At 45.9% G+C, this 19,682-nt stretch carries 14 protein-coding genes and 6 tRNA genes; 6 read left to right on the forward strand and 14 right to left on the reverse strand.

What is annotated here, in order from left to right; genetic code table 11:
• Positions 1–44 precede the first annotated feature (44 nt).
• Positions 45–1,985 carry a glycoside hydrolase family 127 protein gene (locus tag RRU94_RS24285; RefSeq protein ID WP_315693414.1) on the reverse strand — a complete coding sequence of 647 codons (1,941 nt, stop codon included), beginning with the start codon at positions 1,983–1,985 and terminating at the stop codon, positions 45–47.
• Between the two features lie 204 nt (positions 1,986–2,189).
• Here RRU94_RS24285 and RRU94_RS24290 point away from each other — a divergent pair, with 204 nt between their 5' ends.
• Positions 2,190–3,095: a helix-turn-helix transcriptional regulator gene (locus tag RRU94_RS24290; protein ID WP_315693415.1), complete on the forward strand. Its 906-nt coding sequence runs from the start codon at positions 2,190–2,192 to the stop codon at positions 3,093–3,095.
• Between the two features lie 119 nt (positions 3,096–3,214).
• Here the strand turns inward: RRU94_RS24290 and RRU94_RS24295 are convergent, their stop codons facing one another.
• Complete coding sequence (locus tag RRU94_RS24295) at positions 3,215–4,879, reverse strand: alpha-glucosidase (RefSeq protein ID WP_315693416.1); 1,665 nt, start codon at positions 4,877–4,879, stop codon at positions 3,215–3,217.
• A 349-nt stretch (positions 4,880–5,228) separates the two neighbouring features.
• Here RRU94_RS24295 and RRU94_RS24300 point away from each other — a divergent pair, with 349 nt between their 5' ends.
• Together RRU94_RS24300 and RRU94_RS24305 are read left to right on the forward strand one after the other, a co-directional pair.
• Positions 5,229–6,875: a PTS transporter subunit IIBC gene (locus RRU94_RS24300; protein WP_315693417.1), complete on the forward strand. Its 1,647-nt coding sequence runs from the start codon at positions 5,229–5,231 to the stop codon at positions 6,873–6,875.
• A gap of 2 nt (positions 6,876–6,877) precedes the next feature.
• Positions 6,878–7,645 (forward strand): endonuclease/exonuclease/phosphatase family protein, encoded by a 768-nt coding sequence (locus RRU94_RS24305; protein ID WP_315693418.1) that lies wholly within the window; start codon positions 6,878–6,880, stop codon positions 7,643–7,645.
• Positions 7,646–7,683: 38 nt separating this feature from the next.
• Here the strand turns inward: RRU94_RS24305 and RRU94_RS24310 are convergent, their stop codons facing one another.
• From RRU94_RS24310 to RRU94_RS24335, 6 genes are all read right to left on the reverse strand, one after another.
• Positions 7,684–8,307, reverse strand: coding sequence for an SGNH/GDSL hydrolase family protein (locus RRU94_RS24310; RefSeq protein ID WP_315693419.1), 624 nt, complete (start codon positions 8,305–8,307; stop codon positions 7,684–7,686).
• 87 nt (positions 8,308–8,394) lie between these two features.
• Positions 8,395–9,255, reverse strand: coding sequence for a glycoside hydrolase family 43 protein (locus RRU94_RS24315; protein WP_315693420.1), 861 nt, complete (start codon positions 9,253–9,255; stop codon positions 8,395–8,397).
• Between the two features lie 2 nt (positions 9,256–9,257).
• The gene (locus RRU94_RS24320) at positions 9,258–10,169 is read right to left on the reverse strand and encodes a glycoside hydrolase family protein (RefSeq protein ID WP_315693421.1); all 912 of its coding nucleotides are present in this window, start codon (positions 10,167–10,169) and stop codon (positions 9,258–9,260) included.
• Positions 10,170–10,221: 52 nt separating this feature from the next.
• Positions 10,222–12,003, reverse strand: a complete 1,782-nt coding sequence (locus RRU94_RS24325) for an ABC transporter ATP-binding protein (protein WP_315693422.1) — start codon at positions 12,001–12,003, stop codon at positions 10,222–10,224.
• Entirely contained in the window at positions 12,004–13,755 is a 1,752-nt protein-coding gene (locus tag RRU94_RS24330; RefSeq protein WP_315693423.1) for an ABC transporter ATP-binding protein, read from the reverse strand.
• Between the two features lie 335 nt (positions 13,756–14,090).
• A complete protein-coding gene (locus tag RRU94_RS24335; RefSeq protein ID WP_315693424.1) occupies positions 14,091–15,635 on the reverse strand; it encodes a UDP-N-acetylmuramoyl-L-alanyl-D-glutamate--2,6-diaminopimelate ligase in 1,545 nt (514 codons plus the stop codon).
• Positions 15,636–15,828: 193 nt separating this feature from the next.
• Between RRU94_RS24335 and RRU94_RS24340 the strand changes: the two genes are divergently transcribed.
• From RRU94_RS24340 to ald, 3 genes are all read left to right on the forward strand, one after another.
• Complete coding sequence (locus tag RRU94_RS24340) at positions 15,829–16,368, forward strand: copper resistance CopC family protein (protein WP_315693425.1); 540 nt, start codon at positions 15,829–15,831, stop codon at positions 16,366–16,368.
• A complete protein-coding gene (locus tag RRU94_RS24345; RefSeq protein ID WP_315693426.1) occupies positions 16,368–17,450 on the forward strand; it encodes a copper resistance D family protein in 1,083 nt (360 codons plus the stop codon). The genes RRU94_RS24340 and RRU94_RS24345 overlap by 1 nt, the downstream gene beginning before the upstream one ends.
• Positions 17,451–17,778: 328 nt before the next feature.
• The gene (ald, locus tag RRU94_RS24350) at positions 17,779–18,906 is read left to right on the forward strand and encodes an alanine dehydrogenase (RefSeq protein ID WP_315693427.1); all 1,128 of its coding nucleotides are present in this window, start codon (positions 17,779–17,781) and stop codon (positions 18,904–18,906) included.
• Positions 18,907–19,029: 123 nt separating this feature from the next.
• Here ald and RRU94_RS24355 read toward each other — a convergent pair.
• From RRU94_RS24355 to RRU94_RS24380, 6 genes are all read right to left on the reverse strand, one after another.
• Positions 19,030–19,113 (reverse strand) — tRNA-Leu (locus RRU94_RS24355).
• 7 nt (positions 19,114–19,120) lie between these two features.
• A tRNA-Gly gene (locus tag RRU94_RS24360) sits at positions 19,121–19,195 on the reverse strand.
• A 141-nt stretch (positions 19,196–19,336) separates the two neighbouring features.
• Positions 19,337–19,418, reverse strand: a tRNA-Leu gene (locus RRU94_RS24365).
• Positions 19,419–19,428: 10 nt separating this feature from the next.
• Positions 19,429–19,503, reverse strand: a tRNA-Gln gene (locus RRU94_RS24370).
• Positions 19,504–19,509: 6 nt separating this feature from the next.
• A tRNA-His gene (locus tag RRU94_RS24375) sits at positions 19,510–19,585 on the reverse strand.
• A gap of 21 nt (positions 19,586–19,606) precedes the next feature.
• Positions 19,607–19,680, reverse strand: a tRNA-Trp gene (locus RRU94_RS24380).
• Between the last annotated feature and the right edge of the window lie 2 nt (positions 19,681–19,682).

A 19,682-nucleotide genomic window follows, 5' to 3' on the forward strand; every position in this document is an offset into this window, starting at 1 on the left:
GGCCAAAGATTTCGCCCGAACCGCTTTTTGTCTATTAAAACGAGTCAGCTCTCCTCGCGAATCCACACGGCCATTTCACCCGGCTCGCGGTTGCACCAGGCAAAGTAAGGAATGGCTTTGATAGAAACACCGACAGAGTGCTTATGAACGGGCTGATATAATGCCTCTCCCCATAACTCTTCCCTTTCCCGGACACCTTCTCCCTCGATCACAACGACTCCGCTCAGTACATCCGGCTTGAACGCAGCAGAAAACACAGAATGCTTATTTATTTTAATCGAAGACAGCTCTTTTCCGTTATCCGCTTCCTCCAGGCAATATACGACCGGTCCGCGCTGCAAAGCGGCTTTCCCGGCGTTTTCTCTTACTTTTGGATTCGCCCGGATCTTTTCTACCGGCATAGGAAACAGAAGCTCAATTTGATCTCCCTGCATCCACTTACGCTTCAAATATGCGTAACCTCTTTTTACAAAAGCCTCATAATCTATTTTTTCACCATTTACTCGAAGTTCAGCCTGTTTACACCAGCCCGGAATGCGAAGCGCAAAGGTAAAAGTCCCCTCCTCATCAGGCATAACTGTCAGCTTCACGGTTTCATCCCACGGATAGCTTGTTTCCTGATGGATCGCGACCTGCTGTCCATTCAGTTCAACAGCCGCTTTATTGCCTGCATACTGGTGTACGTGCAATTCATCCTGCCGGACTGTATACATATATTGGCCAATCGATGAAAGCAAGCGCGCCAAATTAGGTGGACAGCATGCACAGCTGAACCATTTTTGCCGGACGGTTTTAACGTGATGGTGATCCTGGCGGTAACGGCTCGTCTCGGGCTTTACCTCCAGCGGATTCACATAAAAAAACTTTTTTCCATCCAAGTCCATTCCGCTGATCGTTCCGTTGTAAAGAGCCCGCTCCATCACATCGGCATACTTTGCGTCTGCCTGGAGTTCAAGCATTCTCTTTGCCCAGAAAACAAGGCCAATCGACGCGCACGTTTCTGTATAAGCGGTTCCGTTCGGCAGGTCATAGTCAGTTGAAAATGCTTCGCCAAATTCCATTGATCCAATGCCGGCAGTAATGTACATTTGTTTCGTCGTGACATTCTCCCACAAATCCTCACACGCTTTTTTTAATGTTTCATCATTCAGTCTGAGCGCAAGGTCCGCCATCGCCGTGTACATATACATCGCCCGGACAGCATGCCCAACCGCTTTTTTTTGCTCCCGGACCGGTACATGGGCTTGATGATAACCATAGCTTTCATTCCAAAAAAACGGACGATCATCCCCTCGCTTTTCTCTTTCCATATCAAAAAAGTGCGGCTGCTGCCCGCGTTCGTCAATAAAATAGCGGCTTAAATTCAAATACTTTTGATCACCTGTCACATCATACAGCTTCACAAGCGCCAGCTCGATTTCCTGGTGCCCGTCGTACCCGCGGATTTTGCTCTCTTCCCGGCCAAACGTTTCATCAATATAATCGGCGAATCGGCACATCATATCCAAAAAGGCTTTTTTCCCAGTCGCCCGGTAATAAGCTACGGCTGCTTCTATCATATGGCCGGCACAATAAAGCTCATGCTGGTCCCGCAGATTACTCCAGCGCCCATTTGGCTCTTTTACCGTAAAATATGTGTTCAAGTAGCCATCTTTTTGCTGTGCCCGGCCAATTAAAGCAATGACCTCGTCTGCCGCCTGCTCCAGCGCTTCATCCCGTTCATTTTCCAAACAGAATGCTGCTGCTTCAAGCCATTTCGCTACATCACTGTCTTGAAAAACGAAACCGTGAAACTCGCCCGCCGCTTCTCCCGCGGCGATTTTAAAGTTTTGAATTGCGCGGCTCGGCACAGCACCCGGAACGCGATCGTTTAATGCTTCCCACTGATAAGGGAGAACTTCCCTCCGGACCACATCCATATACCGCTTCCAGAACAAATCTGTTACTTGAACAGATACATCGTTTTTAATTTTTGTATGCGCCATTTTTCATCCCCCATTTTTGTACCGCGTTTGGTTCAATGATTAGCTAAAACTGACCTTATCCATTCTTCCTTTTTGTTTGAAAAGCGCTTTCAATAGAATTCTTGTTCAAAGAATAGCATATTGATACAATAAAAATCAGTAAATGAAAGCGCATAATTTGTGGACGAAACTGACTATGTTTCGATTCAAAAAAGAGGGATGAAAATGTTGAAGGAATATATACATGCATCAATCCAACAGCCAGTTCGATACAGGCTGGGCGGAAAATTTGTTACGGATATCCCCTGGACACATATGAAACGCTCAACGGGCGATTACGAGCTCATTATCGCTCTTCATGAAACGCTGTATATTCAATGTGAATCCACCCAATTTGAAGTACAGCCAGGTGATGCGCTTCTTTTGCCGCCCGATAAAATACATCAGGGCTTTCACGAATGCCCGCCTGGAACCTCTTTTTACTGGTTTCACTTTTTGTTTCCAGACGAAAGAGAAGCGCCCGTGATAAACGAGCAGGAGCTGGACCAGCACATTAAAGCGCGTCAAACAAAACCAAGGTTCCAGCACGGAGATACAGACATCTTTCTTCCGTTTTTCTCTACGCCCAAACAAATTGAGCGGCTGACCATTTTGTTTACCCAGCTTCTCGATGTAGCAAACGGACATTACGGTCACAGCCGGGCGGCTGATTATCTGGCTACTTCCCTTCTGATTGAATTGTCTGAGCAGACGGTTAAAAATTTTCACCTTACTTCTGAACAAACGAGTACAGACAGAAAAATCGCTTCTATTTTGGAATGGATTCGCCTTCATTCGCTTGAAAAGCTGTCAACCGGCATGATAGCCGATCAGTTCAACTATAACCGTGACTATTTATGCCGCTTTTTTAAAAAAGAAACGGGCTGGACGGTGCAGTCGTACATTCATATGCTGAAGCTTTCCAAAGCGAAGGATTTACTTACTCTTTCGGATGAAAGCATTGGAAGCATCGCCCGGACAGTTGGCATTTCAGATGAACGGTATTTTATGAGGCTGTTTAAGCACTATGAAAAGCTGACGCCCTCTGAATACCGCAAAGCTTACCCTCGTATTCAGCTCAATAAAGAATAAAAGGTGGGCAGAACCGGCTTGAGCAGATTCTAAACCTTTCAGACCATGATTTTTCTTTACCGCTCCACCAAAAACAAAACCGGCTTAAACGGTAAGGTTTAAGCCGGTTTTCATGACTATTAGAGGCGGTACACACGTGTTTCATATGGGTGCAGCACCAATTCACGAGCCGGACTGTCTTCCTGCACTTTATAATTGTGCAGCAGCAGCTGAGCGGCATCATAAGAGACACCTTCCTGCTTCGGAACCGGTACTGGCTGATCTGACAAGTTAGCAAGCACGATTACCCGGTCGCTTCCGAGAGTGCGTGTGTATGCAAATAAGCGTTCGCTTTCCTCGATCACTTCTTTGTAAGCACCGTACGTAAACACGTCGTGCGCTTTTTTCATGCGAATCATTCGTTTGTAAAAATGTAAAATAGAGCGTTCATCCTGCTGCTGCGCTTCTACGTTAATGCGCGTATAGTTGTCATTCAGTTTGATCCACGGCGTTCCCGTCGTAAAGCCGGCATTACTCTCGGCCGACCACTGCATCGGCGTGCGTGAATTGTCACGGCTTGAATTCCAAATAATTTGCATCATTTCATCATGGTGAATGCCGGCTGCAGTGCCAAGCCGGTACATGTTTTTCGTACGGACGTCGTTATAATCTTCAATGCTTTCGTATTTTACATTGGTCATGCCAATTTCCTGCCCCTGATAAATAAAAGGCGTTCCCTGCATTAAAAAGTAAACCGCCGCAAAAGCCGTGGCGCTTTCATACCAGTATTCCCGGTCGTTGCCCCATGTGGAAACAACGCGCGCTTTATCATGATTTTCAATGAACAGCGCATTCCAGCCTTTGTTTTCGAGCGCTTTTTGCCACTTTGTCATCACTTTTTTGTATCCTGGAATATCCAGGCCTGTTTCTTTTTCAGCATTCCAAAGCTCAAGATGTTCAAATTGAAAAATCATATTGAATTTCCCTTTTTCTTCACCGACCCATTCATCGACGTCTTCCGCTGTTACACCGTTTGCTTCACCGACTGTCATAATGTCGTACTTAGCGAACGTTTCGGCCTTTAATTCTTCAAGAAACGGCTGAATGCCTTCTACATTCATATGGTAATCATAAGAAGGCACATACTTCATTTCTTTCGGATTCGGCAAATCAGGCAGTCCCTCTTTTTTCTTAATATGGCTGATTGCATCAACCCGGAAGCCGTCGATCCCTTTGTCGAGCCACCAGTTAACGGTTCCGTAAAGGGCCTGGCGCACTTCTGGATTTTCCCAGTTTAAATCTGGCTGCTTTTTTGAAAACAGATGCAGGAAAAACTGGTCTGTGATCCGATCATATTCCCACGCCGAATCGCCAAAAATACTTTCCCAGTTATTCGGCTCCCCTCCACTTTTGCCATCGCGCCAAATGTACCAGTCGCGTTTTGGATTGTCCTTAGAGGAACGGGATTCAATAAACCATGGATGTTCGTCACTCGTATGGTTGATCACGAGGTCAAGAATCAGCTTCATTCCCCGTTCATGTACAGCTTCCAGAAGCTCGTCAAAATCACCCATCGTCCCAAACTCATTCATAATTTCTTTATAATCGCTAATATCATATCCATTATCATCATTCGGCGATTCAAACATCGGACAGATCCAGATTACATCAATGCCAAGATCTTTTAAGTAGTCCAGTTTGGAGATTACCCCTTTAATATCTCCAATTCCATCTCCGTTCGAATCCATAAAGCTGCGCGGATAAATTTGATATGCGACCGCTTCTTTCCACCATACTTTGTTCATATGACGACCCCCGTATCCTCTCGTATACTTCTTACGTGTATTTTAGCATGGAAAACAGAAAAACATGTGTGAATATCCCGCTTTCCTCTGACCCTTCTTTTTTGTTTTTGCTGTTTGATACGCCCTAGTATAAACTAGACGAAAAACCAATGCAATCGTTTTCACAAAAAATAAATTCAATATTCTTTAGTGAATATTTATCTTTCTGTTAAAACAAGCGAAATACATAAAAGAAATCCGTTCTTTTAAAATTATTCTTGCTAAATGAAAGCGCATTTATTAGAATAAGGTCCATGCAAACGTTTTCGTTATGTTTTACTATTATATCTAATCAAGGAGAGAATGGGGTATGAAAAAGTTAACGTCTTTTGATTTTTGGCAAAAACTTGGAAAAGCGCTGCTCGTCGTCGTTGCCGTGATGCCTGCAGCCGGGATTATGATATCCGTCGGTAAACTGATTGCCATGATAAGCGGTGATATCAGCTTTGTGCAAACCGCAGCACACGTGATGGAAGACATCGGCTGGGCCATTATTGGCAACTTACATATTTTATTTGCGGTTGCCATCGGAGGATCCTGGGCAAAGGAACGGGCCGGCGGCGCATTTGCAGCCCTTTTAGCTTTTGTTCTGATTAACCGGGTGACCGGTGCTTTATTTGGTTTAAATAGTGATATGCTTAGTGATCCAAAAGCATCTGTCTCATCCTTTTTTGGCAGCAAGTTAATTGTAAGCGATTATTTTACTTCTGTGCTCGGTGCTCCAGCGCTTAACATGGGCGTGTTTATTGGTATTATTTCCGGTTTTGCCGGAGCCGTGATTTTTAATAAATATTATAACTTCAGCAAACTGCCAGCTTCTCTTGCTTTTTTCAACGGAAAACGGTTTGTGCCTTTTGTGGTCATTGCCTGGTCCGTTGTCATAGCCGTTTTGCTGGCGGCCGTCTGGCCGTTTATTCAAGGCGCCTTGAACGAGTTTGGAAAATGGATTGCCACTTCAAAAGATACGGCACCGATTATTGCGCCTTTTGTATTCGGTACACTTGAACGTCTGCTTCTGCCTTTTGGCCTGCATCATATGCTGACGGTTCCGATTAACTACACGTCACTTGGCGGCACGTATACGATGCTGACCGGCTCTTCGGCCGGGCAGGTTGTAGCCGGACAGGACCCGCTTTGGCTTGCCTGGGCGGCAGATTTAAACAATTTAAAAGCAGCGGGCGATATGACGGCGTATCAAGCACTGCTGAACGAGGTAACGCCTGCCCGCTTTAAAGTGGGCCAAATGATTATTTCTACTGCCTCACTTATTGGAATTGCGCTGGCCATGTATAAAAATGTGGACAAAGACAAACGTGCTAAATACAAGCCAATGTTTTTATCTGCCGGACTCGCTGTTTTTTTAACAGGTGTAACAGAACCGATTGAATTTATGTTTATGTTTGCTGCCCCTCTTTTATATGTGGTATATGCGATTTTAACCGGCTTGAGCTTTGCTGCGGCTGATCTGATCAGCCTTCGTCTTCATTCATTCGGGCTGATAGAGTTTTTAACACGCATGCCTATGGCGGCAAAAGCAGGACTGACACGTGATATTTTCAACTTTGTTATTACATGCTCTGTGTTTTTCGCTTTAAACTTTACGATCGCGAATTTCCTGATCAAAAAGTTTAACTTTCCAACGCCAGGCCGGGCGGGCAATTACACAGATGATGAGGAAACAAACGCCAAAGCCGAAAGCGCTGCGCCGGCGGCAGAAGGAACAGCGGCCGCTGCCATCATCCGGCTGCTGGGCGGTACCGATAACATTGAAGATGTGGATGCTTGTATGACGCGGCTTCGTGTGACCGTTAAAGATGTGGACAAAGTATCGGGAGAAGCAGAGTGGAAAAAAACCGGGGCACTTGGTTTAATTTTAAAAGACAAAGGCGTGCAGGCCATTTACGGCCCTAAAGCTGATGTAATTAAATCCGATGTACAGGATTACTTAGGAGTGTAAACATGAATTTACTCACACTGAACTGCCATTCCTGGCAGGAAGAGAACACCCTCCCAAAGCTAACGGAACTCGCTCAAACGATTGCCGAAAGATCATACGATGTTGTGGCACTTCAGGAGGTAAGCAAGTCGGATAAAGCCGGGCACGCGAATTACGCGGAGCTGCTTGTGCAAAAACTGCATGACCTCGGTGAAATGGGTTACACATTCATTTGGGATATGTCGCACTTCGGCTATGAGATTTATGAAGAAGGCGTGGCCATCATTACGAAGCATCCTGTAAAAAGCCATGATTCTTTTTTTATTACAGACCAGTACGACATGGATAACTGGAAAACACGTAAAATTGTTCAAGCTGTGATCGATATCAACGGTGAGCCTGCCTCTTTTTTCTCCTGTCACCTCGGCTGGTGGCAGGACGAGGAGGAACCCGCAAAAAAACAGCTTGACCGCCTCCTGGCCAGGGCTGCATCCAAAGAGCTTACCTTTTTGATGGGTGACTTTAACGGGGATGCCGCTGTGCGAAATGAAAATTACGATTATCTGTTAGCAGCCGGGTTTTGGGACACGTACACCCTTGCTTCCGAGAAAGATGAAGGATACACCGTTAAAGGAACGATTGACGGCTGGGATGGAAACAAAAAAGATCTGCGAATTGATTATATCTTTGTGAATAAGCCCATCGAGGTCATATCATCCAAAGTGATTTTTAATGGTATCCATAAACCGGTTGTATCCGATCACTTCGGCGTTGAAGTGGTCATCCGCTAAAAAGAAAGGCGTTCTCCTGCGGGGAAAACGCCTTTTTCTTATGACAGTCCTTTTTCGCGTACGGCTTGCAGCCAGGTCCGCGCCATCAGTGTATTTCCTGTTGAGTTCATGTGAACCCCGTCTGTCGTCAGCTTGTGCTCACCTTCCGCACTTACATACTCGATGAAAGCTCGGTGCATCGGCACAAGCACAGCACCATATTCGCCGGCCAGCTTTTGAACAATCTCAACATAAGGCTTCAGAAGCTCGTTGCCTTCGGAGCGCGGATCTTCTTCAATAATCGTCGGTTCCATTAACACAAGCCGGATGCCCTCAGATTGATCAAGTAAACTACGGTATACCTGTTCAAATTTCCCGGGTAATATTTGATTCATCTCTTTTGAATCAAGCTGTCGCCATACATCGTTGATTCCGATTGATATGGACAGGACTGTTGGCCGTTCGTTTAACACATCCTGCTCCCACCGCTCTTCCAGATCGGTTACCCGATTGCCGCCAACCCCTTTATTAATAATGACAGGTGCGTTCACAGGCGACTCGCAAATAAGCTGATCACGAATCATCCTTACATACCCATCCCCCAGCTCTTCCGGCTCTGCCCGGCGTCCGGAATCGGTAATGCTATCTCCAATAAATACAATCCGGTCTTCCTTCGTCAACATTTCTATTCCTCCTTTAACAAAACTGCTTTTTCCAGCTCACTTTTATTAAGATGCCCGCATGCTTTAAGCTGAATTCGCCCGTTCCACTTATACCGGTCTTTCCCCCATCAGCTCTTCCATATTCAGAAAAACAGCCCGTTCATGGGGTGACTGATTCGGCGCATGAATAGCCAGCCGCCTCTTGCCGGTAAAATCCCGAAAAATCATTCCATGGCCGCCGTCTTGATCAAGCAGCGGTTCTGCCTCATGAATCCACGGTCCCTCAACAGCTCCTGATAGGGACCGGGCAATACCGACTGCATAGCCTTTTTCACTATAGCTCGACCAAATCATTTCAAGCTCTCCATTTTCTGTTTCGTAAAGAAACGGACCATCTGTAATGTAATTGGCTTCCCTCACCGGCTTTGTCCATGGCGCCTGGGAAGCTGTGAATAATAAAACCGGTTCGCCGTGTACAGCCTGAAAATCTTTGGATAACCGCAGGGCATACATCTCTCCGTCTTTTACTTGAAGCCATTCACGGCAAAAAACCATCCAGGGAATGCCCTTTTTATCCATAAACAAAGTTCCGTCAAGGCATTCCCATTCTTTCGGTGTAACCGGCCTCTCCGTCAGCGGCTTAAAAGGGCCGAGCGCAGATTGAGCTTTTAAAATCTGTGTGCCCCGGCACCGTTTATCTGATTTGAACGTAGCCAGCATATAATAAGCGTTCTTCCATTCGTACACTTCCGGCGCCCAAAAGTGCTGATCCGCCCAAAAACGGGGCGGCGGCTGAAAAGCCTGAAACGGCCCTTCCCACTCCTGTAAATCCCCGCTTTGATACACTTGAAAACCGGAAGCAGGGCCTGTCCACACATTTTCATCCGTTGTTCCGTAAAGATAATAGGTTTTTGCTTGCTGATCCGCCACCACAAATGGATCCCGAATCCGAATATCACTTGTTCTCATGCTTATGTTTCCTCCCGCAGGCAAAATGAAAATAAAGCATTCCGGTCACAGGTAAGTACCCCGTCTTGCAGCTCAAGCTTTGCTGCCTGTAAAGAAGATCTTTTCGACTGGGGATGACGGCTGCGGTCTGGATGTGTAAAGTAAAAAATGTAGGCCTCCCCACCGCTTACATGCATATCCGCATGCAGACCGATTGTTCCGTCATCCTCACGTGTACCGGGCTCATGCAAAATCTTTCCGTTACGGCGCCAATCCTCACCGTTTTCTGACTCATAAACCGCCAGGCCCGACCATTCATCCACAATGAGCCAGTATGTATTCCGCCAAAAAAAGACGTTTGGCCCTTCATGCGGCTGATGGGCTAAAACAGCACCTGCAGGCTTCCACTGGTATAAATCGTCACTGTCAGCGGCGTATGTGGCAGAATCGGCTGCTTCATCCTTATACCACATGCGCCATCTGCCATCGGGCATTGGATGAATGCATGCGTCAATCACGTAATCGGAGCTCAGCTTCAAAACAGATTGGAATGTCCAAATCCATAGGTTTCGGCTCGTATAGTGAACCATATCCCTTCGGTGTCCAGTCCATTCAGACGGAACGCCCCGGATGTAGCTCACATACATATGGTACAAGCCGTCGTGCCAGAGAATTTCCGGTGCCCAAAACGTGTTCTGACCCTGTTCAAATTCAAGTCCTTGAAGAACACCCCGGTACGTCCATGTTTCTCCTCCGTCCTGTGACGAAGCAACACCAAGATTTGTGCCGTGCACCCAGGCAACGCCCGGCCCTTCGACTGAAGCCCTCCGGCTTGTGTAAACGATCCACCATTCCCTTTCTTGCCGGTTCCAAATAAGAACCGGGTCTGCAGCGCCATCATAAATAGGATCACGAAAAAGCGGTGCTTTCGGCATAGTCTCCCTCCTTTAAAAAGCCCGGCATCGCCGGGCCTGCGTTTTGATTGTATTATCCAGCTTCTAAAGCACGGCGCTGTGATAAATAAAGCTTTGAGTACGCGCCGCCTTTTTTCATTAGTTCATTATGCGTTCCCTGCTCCACAATTCGACCGCCATCAATAAAGAAAATACGATCAGCGTTTTGTATCGTGGACAGACGGTGCGCAATAATAAAAGAAGTTCGCCCTTCAAGCAGCTGCTCCAATCCTTTTTGAAGAGCCATTTCCGTTTCTGTATCAATGCTTGATGTTGCTTCGTCCAAAATTAAAATTTTCGGGTCCGCCAGAAGAGCCCGTGCAAACGAAATAAGCTGGCGCTGGCCGGATGAAAGACGTGTGCCGCGCTCATTCACCTCTGTTTCGTACCCTTCTTCCATTTCGCTAATAAAACGGTGTGCCTGAACCGCTTTTGATGCTTCAATCACCTCTTCATCCGTTGCATCAAGGCGGCCATACCGGATATTGTCCATGATTGTGCCGGAAAAAATAAACGGATCCTGCAGCATGACACCCATCTGGCTGCGCAGCGACGAAAGCGTGACCGTTTTAATGTTTGTTCCGTCCACTCGTACACTGCCGCTCTTCGTATCATAAAACCGGCTGATTAAATTGATGATCGTCGTTTTTCCAGAGCCAGTCGCCCCAACAAGCGCGATCGTGTCTCCCGGATTTACCGTAAAGTTCACATCCTCAAGAATGTTTTTCTCTCCTTCGTAGCCGAACACGACATGATCGAACGTTACCTCACCGCGTACAGGCGGCAGTACACCAGCATTTGGCGCATTTTGAATGGCCGGTTCTTCATCGATCGTCTCAAAAATGCGCTCTAAATACGCCATCGCATTGATAATGGCATTATAGAAATTGCCGATATTCGCAAGCGGCTGCCAGAACATCCAAATGTAACCGACAAACGCGACCAATTCCCCCGCTGTGACACTTCCGTTCAGCCAAAAAATACCGGTAACATAAACGAACGCAACGGTAATCACCGAAATATTTTCAATGACAGGCCATAAAAGAAATTGAATTTTTACTCCCTTCATCCAGGCGGAACGGTAGCTGTTGGATACTTCACGAAAGATTTGCTCGTTTTCTTCTTCACGTGCAAAGGCCTGTGTCACTTTAATTCCATTTAAGCTTTCATGAATATATGCATTCATATTAGACTGCTTGTTGCTGAGCTGCTGCCACGCTTTACGCTGAGCTGTTTTAATAAAAAAGATAAACCCGATCAAAAATGGGAAGCCTGCCATAGCAGCCAGTGTCATTTTCACGTCAATCGCCAGCATAAAGCCGACAATGACCAGAACGCTGAACAAATCTGTAATAACGTTAATAATACCGTTGGATAAAAGGTCGCTGAGTGAGTTCACATAGTTTACGACACGCACTAAAATTTTGCCGTGAGGCCGGCTGTCGTAGTACGAAAACGACAGCGTCTGCAAATGAGCAAACAAGTCTTTCCGCAATTGTAAAATGACACTCTGCCCGATTTGAGACATCATTCGGATTCGATATTTTAAGCAAAAGCCTGTGACCGTGACAGCCGCTAAATAAAATCCGGCAAGCAGTGCAAGTCCGCCCACGTCTCCGTTTGGGATTTTGTCGTCGATCGCCGTTTTAATTAAATATGGACCGGTCAACGTTGCCCCGCTCGCCAAAAGCATCAGGAGAACAGTAAGTATGATTTTTCCTTTAAACGGCTTTAAATACTGAACCATCCGTTTTAACTGGTTTATATCAAAGGCAGACTCCAGCTCTTCATCTACATCAAATTTATTGCGTGCCACTTACATCACTTCCTCGCCAAATTGGCGGCTGTCAAAGTCACCAAATTGATTTTTGAATACATTAAAGTAACGGCCTTTACGCTTCAATAAGTCTTCATGCCGGCCGCGCTCAACAATCCGCCCGTCCTCCAACACCAAAATCAGATCTGCTTCTTTAACGGAGGAAATGCGGTGGGCGATAATAAAGCACGTTTTTTTCTGCAAAATGGACCGGAGCGTTTTTTGAATGCGCATCTCTGTTTCTAAATCAACCGCGGACGTCGTATCGTCTAAAATTAAAATAGGCGCATCCAAAAGCAGTGCTCTCGCCAGAGAAATCCGCTGCCGCTGTCCGCCTGACAAACCGACGCCGCGCTCACCGATAATCGTGTCGTACCCTTCTGGAAGCTTGGATATAAACGCATGCGCTTCCGCTTTTTCTGCTGCCATCTTCACTTGCTCCATCGTCGCGTCCGGCATTCCATACGCAATGTTTCCTTCAATCGTGTCGGAGAATAAAAAGATATCCTGCATAACCATAGCGGTATGCCGGCGCAGAGACCGGATATCCCATTCCTTCACATCCATTCCTTCCACTTTCGCTTCACCGCTGTCTGCATCATAAAAGCGGCAAAGCAGATTGACGATCGTCGATTTCCCAGCACCTGTCGGACCGACAATCGCGACAGTCTGACCTGGCTTCACCCCAAATGTAATATTGGATAAAACTGGTTCATCTTCATAGCGGAACGTTACATCCTGAAACTGAACAGACAGTTCGCTGCCCGTCGGTGCCTTTTTCGATAATGTATTGGCAATGCCCGGCTGCTCATTGAGCAAATCTTCAATCTTTTCAGCGGATGCGATAAACCGCTGAACGTCATTAATCAGCCAGCCCGCCATTCGCATCGGGTTGTTCAGCGCCCAAATAAGAGAATTGAACACGACAAGCTCCCCAATAGTCAGTGACCCTTGAATGACCATAAACCCGCCGGCTAAGATCATGACAACAAGCAGCACCCCCGCCAGCGAATCAAGCACAGGAAGATACTTTTCCCATACACGTGCCGACTGAATATTCTTTTCTTTAAAAGCTTTGTTTTCAGCTGAAAACTTACCAATCTCATGGTCTTCCTTGGCGAAGGCTTTGACAACCCGGTTGCCGCTGATGTTTTCCTGTACAACGGAGTTTAAACGTGCGAACTGTGCCCGAATTTCTGAGAAGGTCGGCCGGACCTCACTGCTCATTCGATAAGCAAAAAAAGCAATCACCGGTGTTACAGCGATCATTGCCAGTGTCAGCGGCGCATGAATGGTAAACATAAAAATAATGGCAAACAACAGTACACATACGTTTTCCACAATCATATACGTGGTCCAGGCAGTAAAATGGCGCACTGCTTCCATATCACCTGTCATCCGCGCCATAATGTCACCCGTTTTTGTCCGGTCATAAAAACGAAAATCCAGCTCATTCAGTCTGGCGTACAGCTGCTCGCGAAGCGTAAAAATCACCCGCTGGGAAGTACGCTCAAACAGGAGCTGAAAGCTGTAGCGGATAACGGTTTTCACTATCGTAACCGCTATCATAAAACCGAGCAGTACCCAAAGCAGCTCCATCTTTCCTCCATACACTACGTCATCGACAATTCGTCCTGAAAAATACGGATTCAGCATGTTCAATCCTGCAACAAGAAGTACAAGTGAAAACCCCCAAAAAAGGCCGGATTTGTAGTCCCTCATATACGTCCAAATCCATCTTAAACTATGCACGTTCCATTCCCTTCCTTCCGCGTATTTTCATCATGGCCTGTTATAGTGACAATCGATCTTTGATGAAAATAAGGACCCCTTCCATACAGTGGAATTGAAATACGTTCATTTTATTCCTTCAAGCCTCACGTATCCATTCTTTTTACTTAAAAAGAAAAAATTCTCTGTTTATTGAACAAATCTGCCCCGGTACAAGAGAAAAAGCAGGTGAATTTTCCATTCATGCGAAACATTGTTTTTACTGGCACAGAGACAAATTTTCATATTTAACTCAAAGCCTCTGCCTCTTCGCACGCTAAAAAACGGCTCTGTAGATGAGAGCCGTTTTTTTATCGTTATTTTGTTAAAAATGCTGCTTCTGGTCCGTGATCTACATAAAATGCTTGTTTCATCTTTTGATTCCCCTGGAAATATTCCTTAATAATAGCTTCATCCGAGTGGGGAATGTAACGGCCTTTGACAACTTGGCATCCATTAATACAGCCGCTGGTCAGAAGGATAATATCATTCGCCCCGCTTTCTGCTAGTGCCCGAATGACGCCTTCCCGTCTCGTTGCAGCTTTTAAAATCGGCTCTTTCGGATGAGTAAATCCGCTGACTACATGCTCTATAATAGCATTTGGATCATGGGGACCTGGATGATCTACCGTTACGACGATCACATCCGCTTTTCCTTCTGCCGCCCGTGCCATTTTTGGCATTTTCCCAAAGTCTCGAATGCCAATACCCGCGATCATTGCAATCAAACGAGCATGCGGAATACGCCGTACTTCAGTTAAAATTTGATCAAGAGCTACGGGCGTATGAGCATAGTCTATAATGACTTTCCGATTGTCCGGTCCGTGAATTACTTGAAAACGGCCCTCTACCTGTTTCATGTTTGGCAGAACAGAAACGATTTCTTCCATACTGATCCCAAGAGACAAAGCCGCTGCAATCGCTGCTGTAAGGTTTCCGGCATTATATTCTCCGTAGAGCGGCACAGATATCGCATATGGTTTCCCGCTATACAACAGTTGAAATGTCATGCCTTCCTCATGATGCCGGCAGTCTGTCCAAATTAAATCAGCTCCTGACAGCGGTTTACGGCTGTACGTAATAAGACGGCCTTTAGCTGATTTGAGAATATCCTCTGACATGCCTGCATCATCCAGATTCACCACACCGACTGACGCCTGCTCAAAAAGCTGCAGCTTAGACTGCTTATAATGCTCCATTGTTTTATGATATTCCAAATGCTCTTCTGAAAAGTTGGTATGAATGGCTACATCAAATAAAATGCCTTCCACCCGCTTTTGGTCAAGTGCAATAGAAGAAACCTCCATCGCTGCCGCTTCATGATTCGAATTGTGCAGTTCCTTAAAAATAAAATGAATGTCCGAGGACATTGGTGTAGTCGGTGTGCTTTTGTTGTATGGCATTTTTTCAGCTGCTTTCCAAATCCCGGTTGTCCCAAGCATGCCGCATGGAATATGAAGCAGGTTGAATAAACTTTGCACATACGTAGCCACTGTCGTTTTACCGTTTGTACCCGTGACTCCTACTTTGATGAGGCGTTCCTGTACATGTTCATAAAAATAATCCGACACATGAGCCATAGCCGCACGAGAATCCGCTACTGAAACGAATGTAACAGCTGGAAACCGCTCGTGAAACGAATAAAGAATCTCTTCATCGGTGCCAATTACAGCAGATGCACCGGCTTCAATCGCCTGCTCAATATAAGCGTGGCCGTCCGTGTTCTCCCCTGCGATAGCAAAAAAAGCAAAACCGGGCTTTACTGCCTGGGAGTTGTATGTAACTCCAGAAATGTCAGGACGGGCCGGGCCAAAAAGATGGATGGCAGAAACAGCAGGTAATTGTTTAAATGGAATGTGCATGGATCGTTCCTCTCTTCATTCGTCTTTTTTAGACTTACTTCCCGGTTCAGACTTCCTCTACTCTTTTTGTGAACAGTTTGTGTGCTTTTTCTTTGGTTTTTGACACCTTTGTGATCCTAAAGCGGTTTTCATTCGTTTTGTTTTCAACAGTGGTATAGTGTTTATGAACCATTTATGAATTGAGGTGAATCAATTGAAAAAAATCTTTGTTTTCCTTTTTGGCTTATTATTTCTGTTTTCGCCTGCTGTATCCGCCCATACGGGATTGGAAAGTTCTTCTCCTGCGGACGGGGACACAGTAAAAGAGCCGATTCAGAATCTTTCTTTGACATTTGAAACGCCAATTGAACAGGGAAGCAGCTTTACACTGAAAAATGAAACCGGAGAGGTTCCGCTTGAAAATGTTCAAGTACAGAACAATGTATTAAGCGGGTCTGCGGCAGAACCGCTGAAAAACGGTTCTTATACGGTTGATTGGCGGATCGTCGGTGAAGACGGGCACTTAATCGAAGGAACGTATGGATTTACAGTTGCAGCCGAGCAGGCGGAAGAGCCGGCAGAGGAAACAGCACCGGAGGAAGAAGCAACAACAGATCAAACAGAGGAACAACCCGCTGCTGATGTGCAGCAGGAAGAAAACGGGTCCTCTTCCTCTATGCCGATTATTATCGGTGTGATCGTAGCTGCCGCATTGCTTGCTGTTATTCTGCTTATGAGAAAAGGGAAAAAATAATGGCTGTGCTTTATGCGTCGGAAACTCTTTTATACAGCTGTTTTTCTTTGTTAATGGGCGCTTTCCTTATACAGCTTGTTCCTGCGCATAAAAAGCCAGCGATCCTCGTTCGAGAGCGCTGGCTTTACGGCGCTGTAGCCGGTATTGCTCTTTTTGCTTTTGTGCCGGCAGCTGTATTGATTCTGGAACTTGCGGCAGGAAGCAGCGTAATGCCTGTGGCACAAACGGTCATTCTCGGCTTTACTATTGGGAAGGCTTGGGCATTCACTCTTGCTGTTGCGCTTTTTTTCGCACTGTACTTGTTTACGTTTCCTGTTTTAACAGATAAACGTTTTACAGCTGGCGGACTCGGTTTTATTCTTTTGCTGATTGGATCGATCAGCTGGTCAAGCCATGCTGCTTCTATAACCGATTGGACCGGTGTCCTTTCCCATGCGGTGCATTTTACAGCAGTATCCGTTTGGGCTGGCCTGCTGCTTATGGCTGGCTGGTTTGCACGTGATGAAGCAAACTGGCTTGCTTTTTTAAAATGGTTTTCGCCAGTAGCCGCTATTTGTTTGTTATTAACCGCTCTGTCTGGCCTTTGGATGATGACCATCATTTTAGACGTTCGTGACTATGCAAGCGACTGGTCCCTTAATTATGGACAGGCACTTTTAATCAAGCACTTACTGGTTCTGCCGGTTTTGCTGTTTGCGTTTATAAATGGGTTTCTTTTCAAACGAAAGCTGCAAGAGCGCCGGGACGTTCACCCGAAGCCCTGGGTAAAAGCAGAAAGTCTTATTTTATTATTGATCTTTGGCACAACAGCGTTTCTTGGCCAGCAGGAGCCGCCTCATGCAGTCAGCGAGGGCCGTTACTCACCGTTATTCGCTTTCTTTTACAACGGCTCCCTGCCGCCCGCTTTGCCGCTGCACCTTGGCTGGTCACCGTTAAATGTGCTGTTTATGTTTCTTGCCATTGTTTTTTTAGGGATTGGCTTTTGGGGATATCGGAAAAAAGAAGCGAGCATTACATTTTTCATGAGTATGCTGCTTGTTTTTTCTCTTTATCTTGCCCTGATTACCGGTCTTTCATCTTAAAAACCGCCTTAGCAGGGGCGGTTTTTTTATTATCAGCTTCCTCTTTTTCTCTCCCTGCCTCTCTATTGTTAGATTTTCTCACAATGTTTTTTCGTTATTCGAGCCTTTATACGAACCTCTTTTCAGTGAATTGAATACTGTTTAAAACACATAATAAATACGATAATAAAGCGATAGTAACCGATTACAAATTTTTTGTTACAAACAAGCACCATTTCCTTTTTGTGTTTTTTCACAAATGATCTTCATTTTTTTTAACAATCAAAACGATGTCATTTTTTTCTTTTTCTCCTACAATAAAGGCAACAAATACGAGAGGATGATCGTGATGTTAATTGGGATCCCAGCTGAAATTAAAAATAATGAAAACCGTGTGGCTATTACGCCGTCAGGAGTTGCTACACTTGTGGCCGCAGGACATGATGTCATGATCGAAAAAGGAGCCGGCTTAGGAAGCGGATTTACAGACGCAGAATATAAACAGTACGGCGCTCAAGTACTTGATTCAGCAAGAGATGTTTGGAATCGGGCAGATATGGTGATGAAAGTAAAAGAACCGCTTGCTTCTGAATATCAATATTTCCGTAAAGACCTTCTTCTTTTCACTTACCTCCATCTTGCAGCTGAACCAGAGCTTACAAAAGCGCTAGTCGACAGCGGTGTAACCGGTATTGCTTATGAAACCGTTACAGCAGGCGGCACGCTGCCTCTCCTTTCACCAATGAGTGAGGTTGCCGGGCGGATGGCTACGCAAATCGGTGCTCAATTTTTAGAAAAGAATAACGGCGGAAAAGGCGTTCTGCTCGGCGGTGTTCCAGGTGTGAAACGAAGCCGTGTAACCATTATCGGCGGCGGTATGGTTGGTACAAATGCAGCCCGCATTGCCGTTGGGCTCGGAGCAGACGTTACGATCATTGACTTAAGCGCAGACCGTCTTCGCCAGATTGAAGAAATCTTTGGCGCAAGTGTTCAAACTCTTATGTCAAATCCATTAAACATCGCTGAATCTGTAAAAGAATCCGATCTTGTTATCGGAGCCGTTTTAATTCCGGGTGCTAAAGCGCCGAAGCTGGTAACAGAAGAAATGGTAAAAGCAATGTCTCCAGGCTCAGTTGTCGTGGATGTAGCAATTGACCAAGGAGGTATTTTTGAGACAGTAGATCGTATTACAACCCATACAAATCCGACTTATGAAAAACATGAGGTTGTTCATTATGCTGTAGCAAATATGCCAGGAGCGGTTCCGCGTACCTCTACCATCGCATTAACCAACGTTACGGTACCTTACGCCCTCCAAATCGCAAATAAAGGCTTTGAGCAGGCTATTAAACAAAATCCAGCCCTTGAAAGCGGCGTAAATACGTATGGCGGCCATGTAACCTTTGAAGCCGTTGCGCGTGATTTAGGATATGAGTTCAAAAATGTGAAAAACCTGCTTGATTCACTAACGGTTTAAATAAAAAAAGCTGCCTCCAGCCCTGGAGACAGCTTTTTCTTTTATAAGGACAAGGACTAATACTTCTTTACATATAAAAAAGCAGCTTCTGTTTTCAAAGAAAACAGAAGCTGCTTTAAACGATACCGGCGGCCGGGGTCGAACCGGCACTCCCGTGAAGGAACTGGATTTTGAGTCCAGCGCGTCTGCCAATTCCGCCACGCCGGCATATACATGGAGCGGAAGACGGGATTCGAACCCGCGACCCCCACCTTGGCAAGGTGATGTTCTACCACTGAACTACTTCCGCACTTGAACAGGATGTTCTGCGTTTCACACAGGACGTGTGCGCTCTTAGGAGAAGTTCCTCTTCCATGCAAGACTTTGTAAGAAGTCTTTTATCAAATATACAGGCTGACGAAAGTATTCACTTTCGTCAGCCTGTAAAAGATGCGGGTGAAGGGACTTGAACCCCCACGCCTCGCGGCGCCAGATCCTAAGTCTGGTGCGTCTGCCAATTCCGCCACACCCGCTAATTATAAATGGCTGGGCTAGAAGGATTCGAACCTTCGCGTGACGGAGTCAAAGTCCGTTGCCTTACCGCTTGGCTATAGCCCATTTATATGGGGCGATCGAGGGGAATCGAACCCCCGAATGTCGGAGCCACAATCCGATGCGTTAACCACTTCGCCACGACCGCCATTATATCATATTATTTAATTGGCAGGGGCAGTAGGAATCGAACCCACACTGGAGGTTTTGGAGACCTCAGTTCTACCTTTAAACTATGCCCCTAT

This window comes from Domibacillus sp. DTU_2020_1001157_1_SI_ALB_TIR_016, assembly GCF_032341995.1.
Lineage (GTDB): Bacteria > Bacillota > Bacilli > Bacillales > Domibacillaceae > Domibacillus > Domibacillus indicus_A.

What these genes read in the sequence shown, in the direction of transcription:
- RRU94_RS24285 (WP_315693414.1), bottom strand. Translation starts at nt 1,985, where the DNA reads ATGGCGCATACAAAAATTAAAAACGATGTATCTGTTCAAGTAACAGAT.
- RRU94_RS24290 (WP_315693415.1), top strand. Translation starts at nt 2,190, where the DNA reads ATGTTGAAGGAATATATACATGCATCAATCCAACAGCCAGTTCGATAC.
- RRU94_RS24295 (WP_315693416.1), bottom strand. Translation starts at nt 4,879, where the DNA reads ATGAACAAAGTATGGTGGAAAGAAGCGGTCGCATATCAAATTTATCCG.
- RRU94_RS24300 (WP_315693417.1), top strand. Translation starts at nt 5,229, where the DNA reads ATGAAAAAGTTAACGTCTTTTGATTTTTGGCAAAAACTTGGAAAAGCG.
- RRU94_RS24305 (WP_315693418.1), top strand. Translation starts at nt 6,878, where the DNA reads ATGAATTTACTCACACTGAACTGCCATTCCTGGCAGGAAGAGAACACC.
- RRU94_RS24310 (WP_315693419.1), bottom strand. Translation starts at nt 8,307, where the DNA reads ATGTTGACGAAGGAAGACCGGATTGTATTTATTGGAGATAGCATTACC.
- RRU94_RS24315 (WP_315693420.1), bottom strand. Translation starts at nt 9,255, where the DNA reads ATGAGAACAAGTGATATTCGGATTCGGGATCCATTTGTGGTGGCGGAT.
- RRU94_RS24320 (WP_315693421.1), bottom strand. Translation starts at nt 10,169, where the DNA reads ATGCCGAAAGCACCGCTTTTTCGTGATCCTATTTATGATGGCGCTGCA.
- RRU94_RS24335 (WP_315693424.1), bottom strand. Translation starts at nt 15,635, where the DNA reads ATGCACATTCCATTTAAACAATTACCTGCTGTTTCTGCCATCCATCTT.
- RRU94_RS24345 (WP_315693426.1), top strand. Translation starts at nt 16,368, where the DNA reads ATGGCTGTGCTTTATGCGTCGGAAACTCTTTTATACAGCTGTTTTTCT.
- ald (WP_315693427.1), top strand. Translation starts at nt 17,779, where the DNA reads ATGTTAATTGGGATCCCAGCTGAAATTAAAAATAATGAAAACCGTGTG.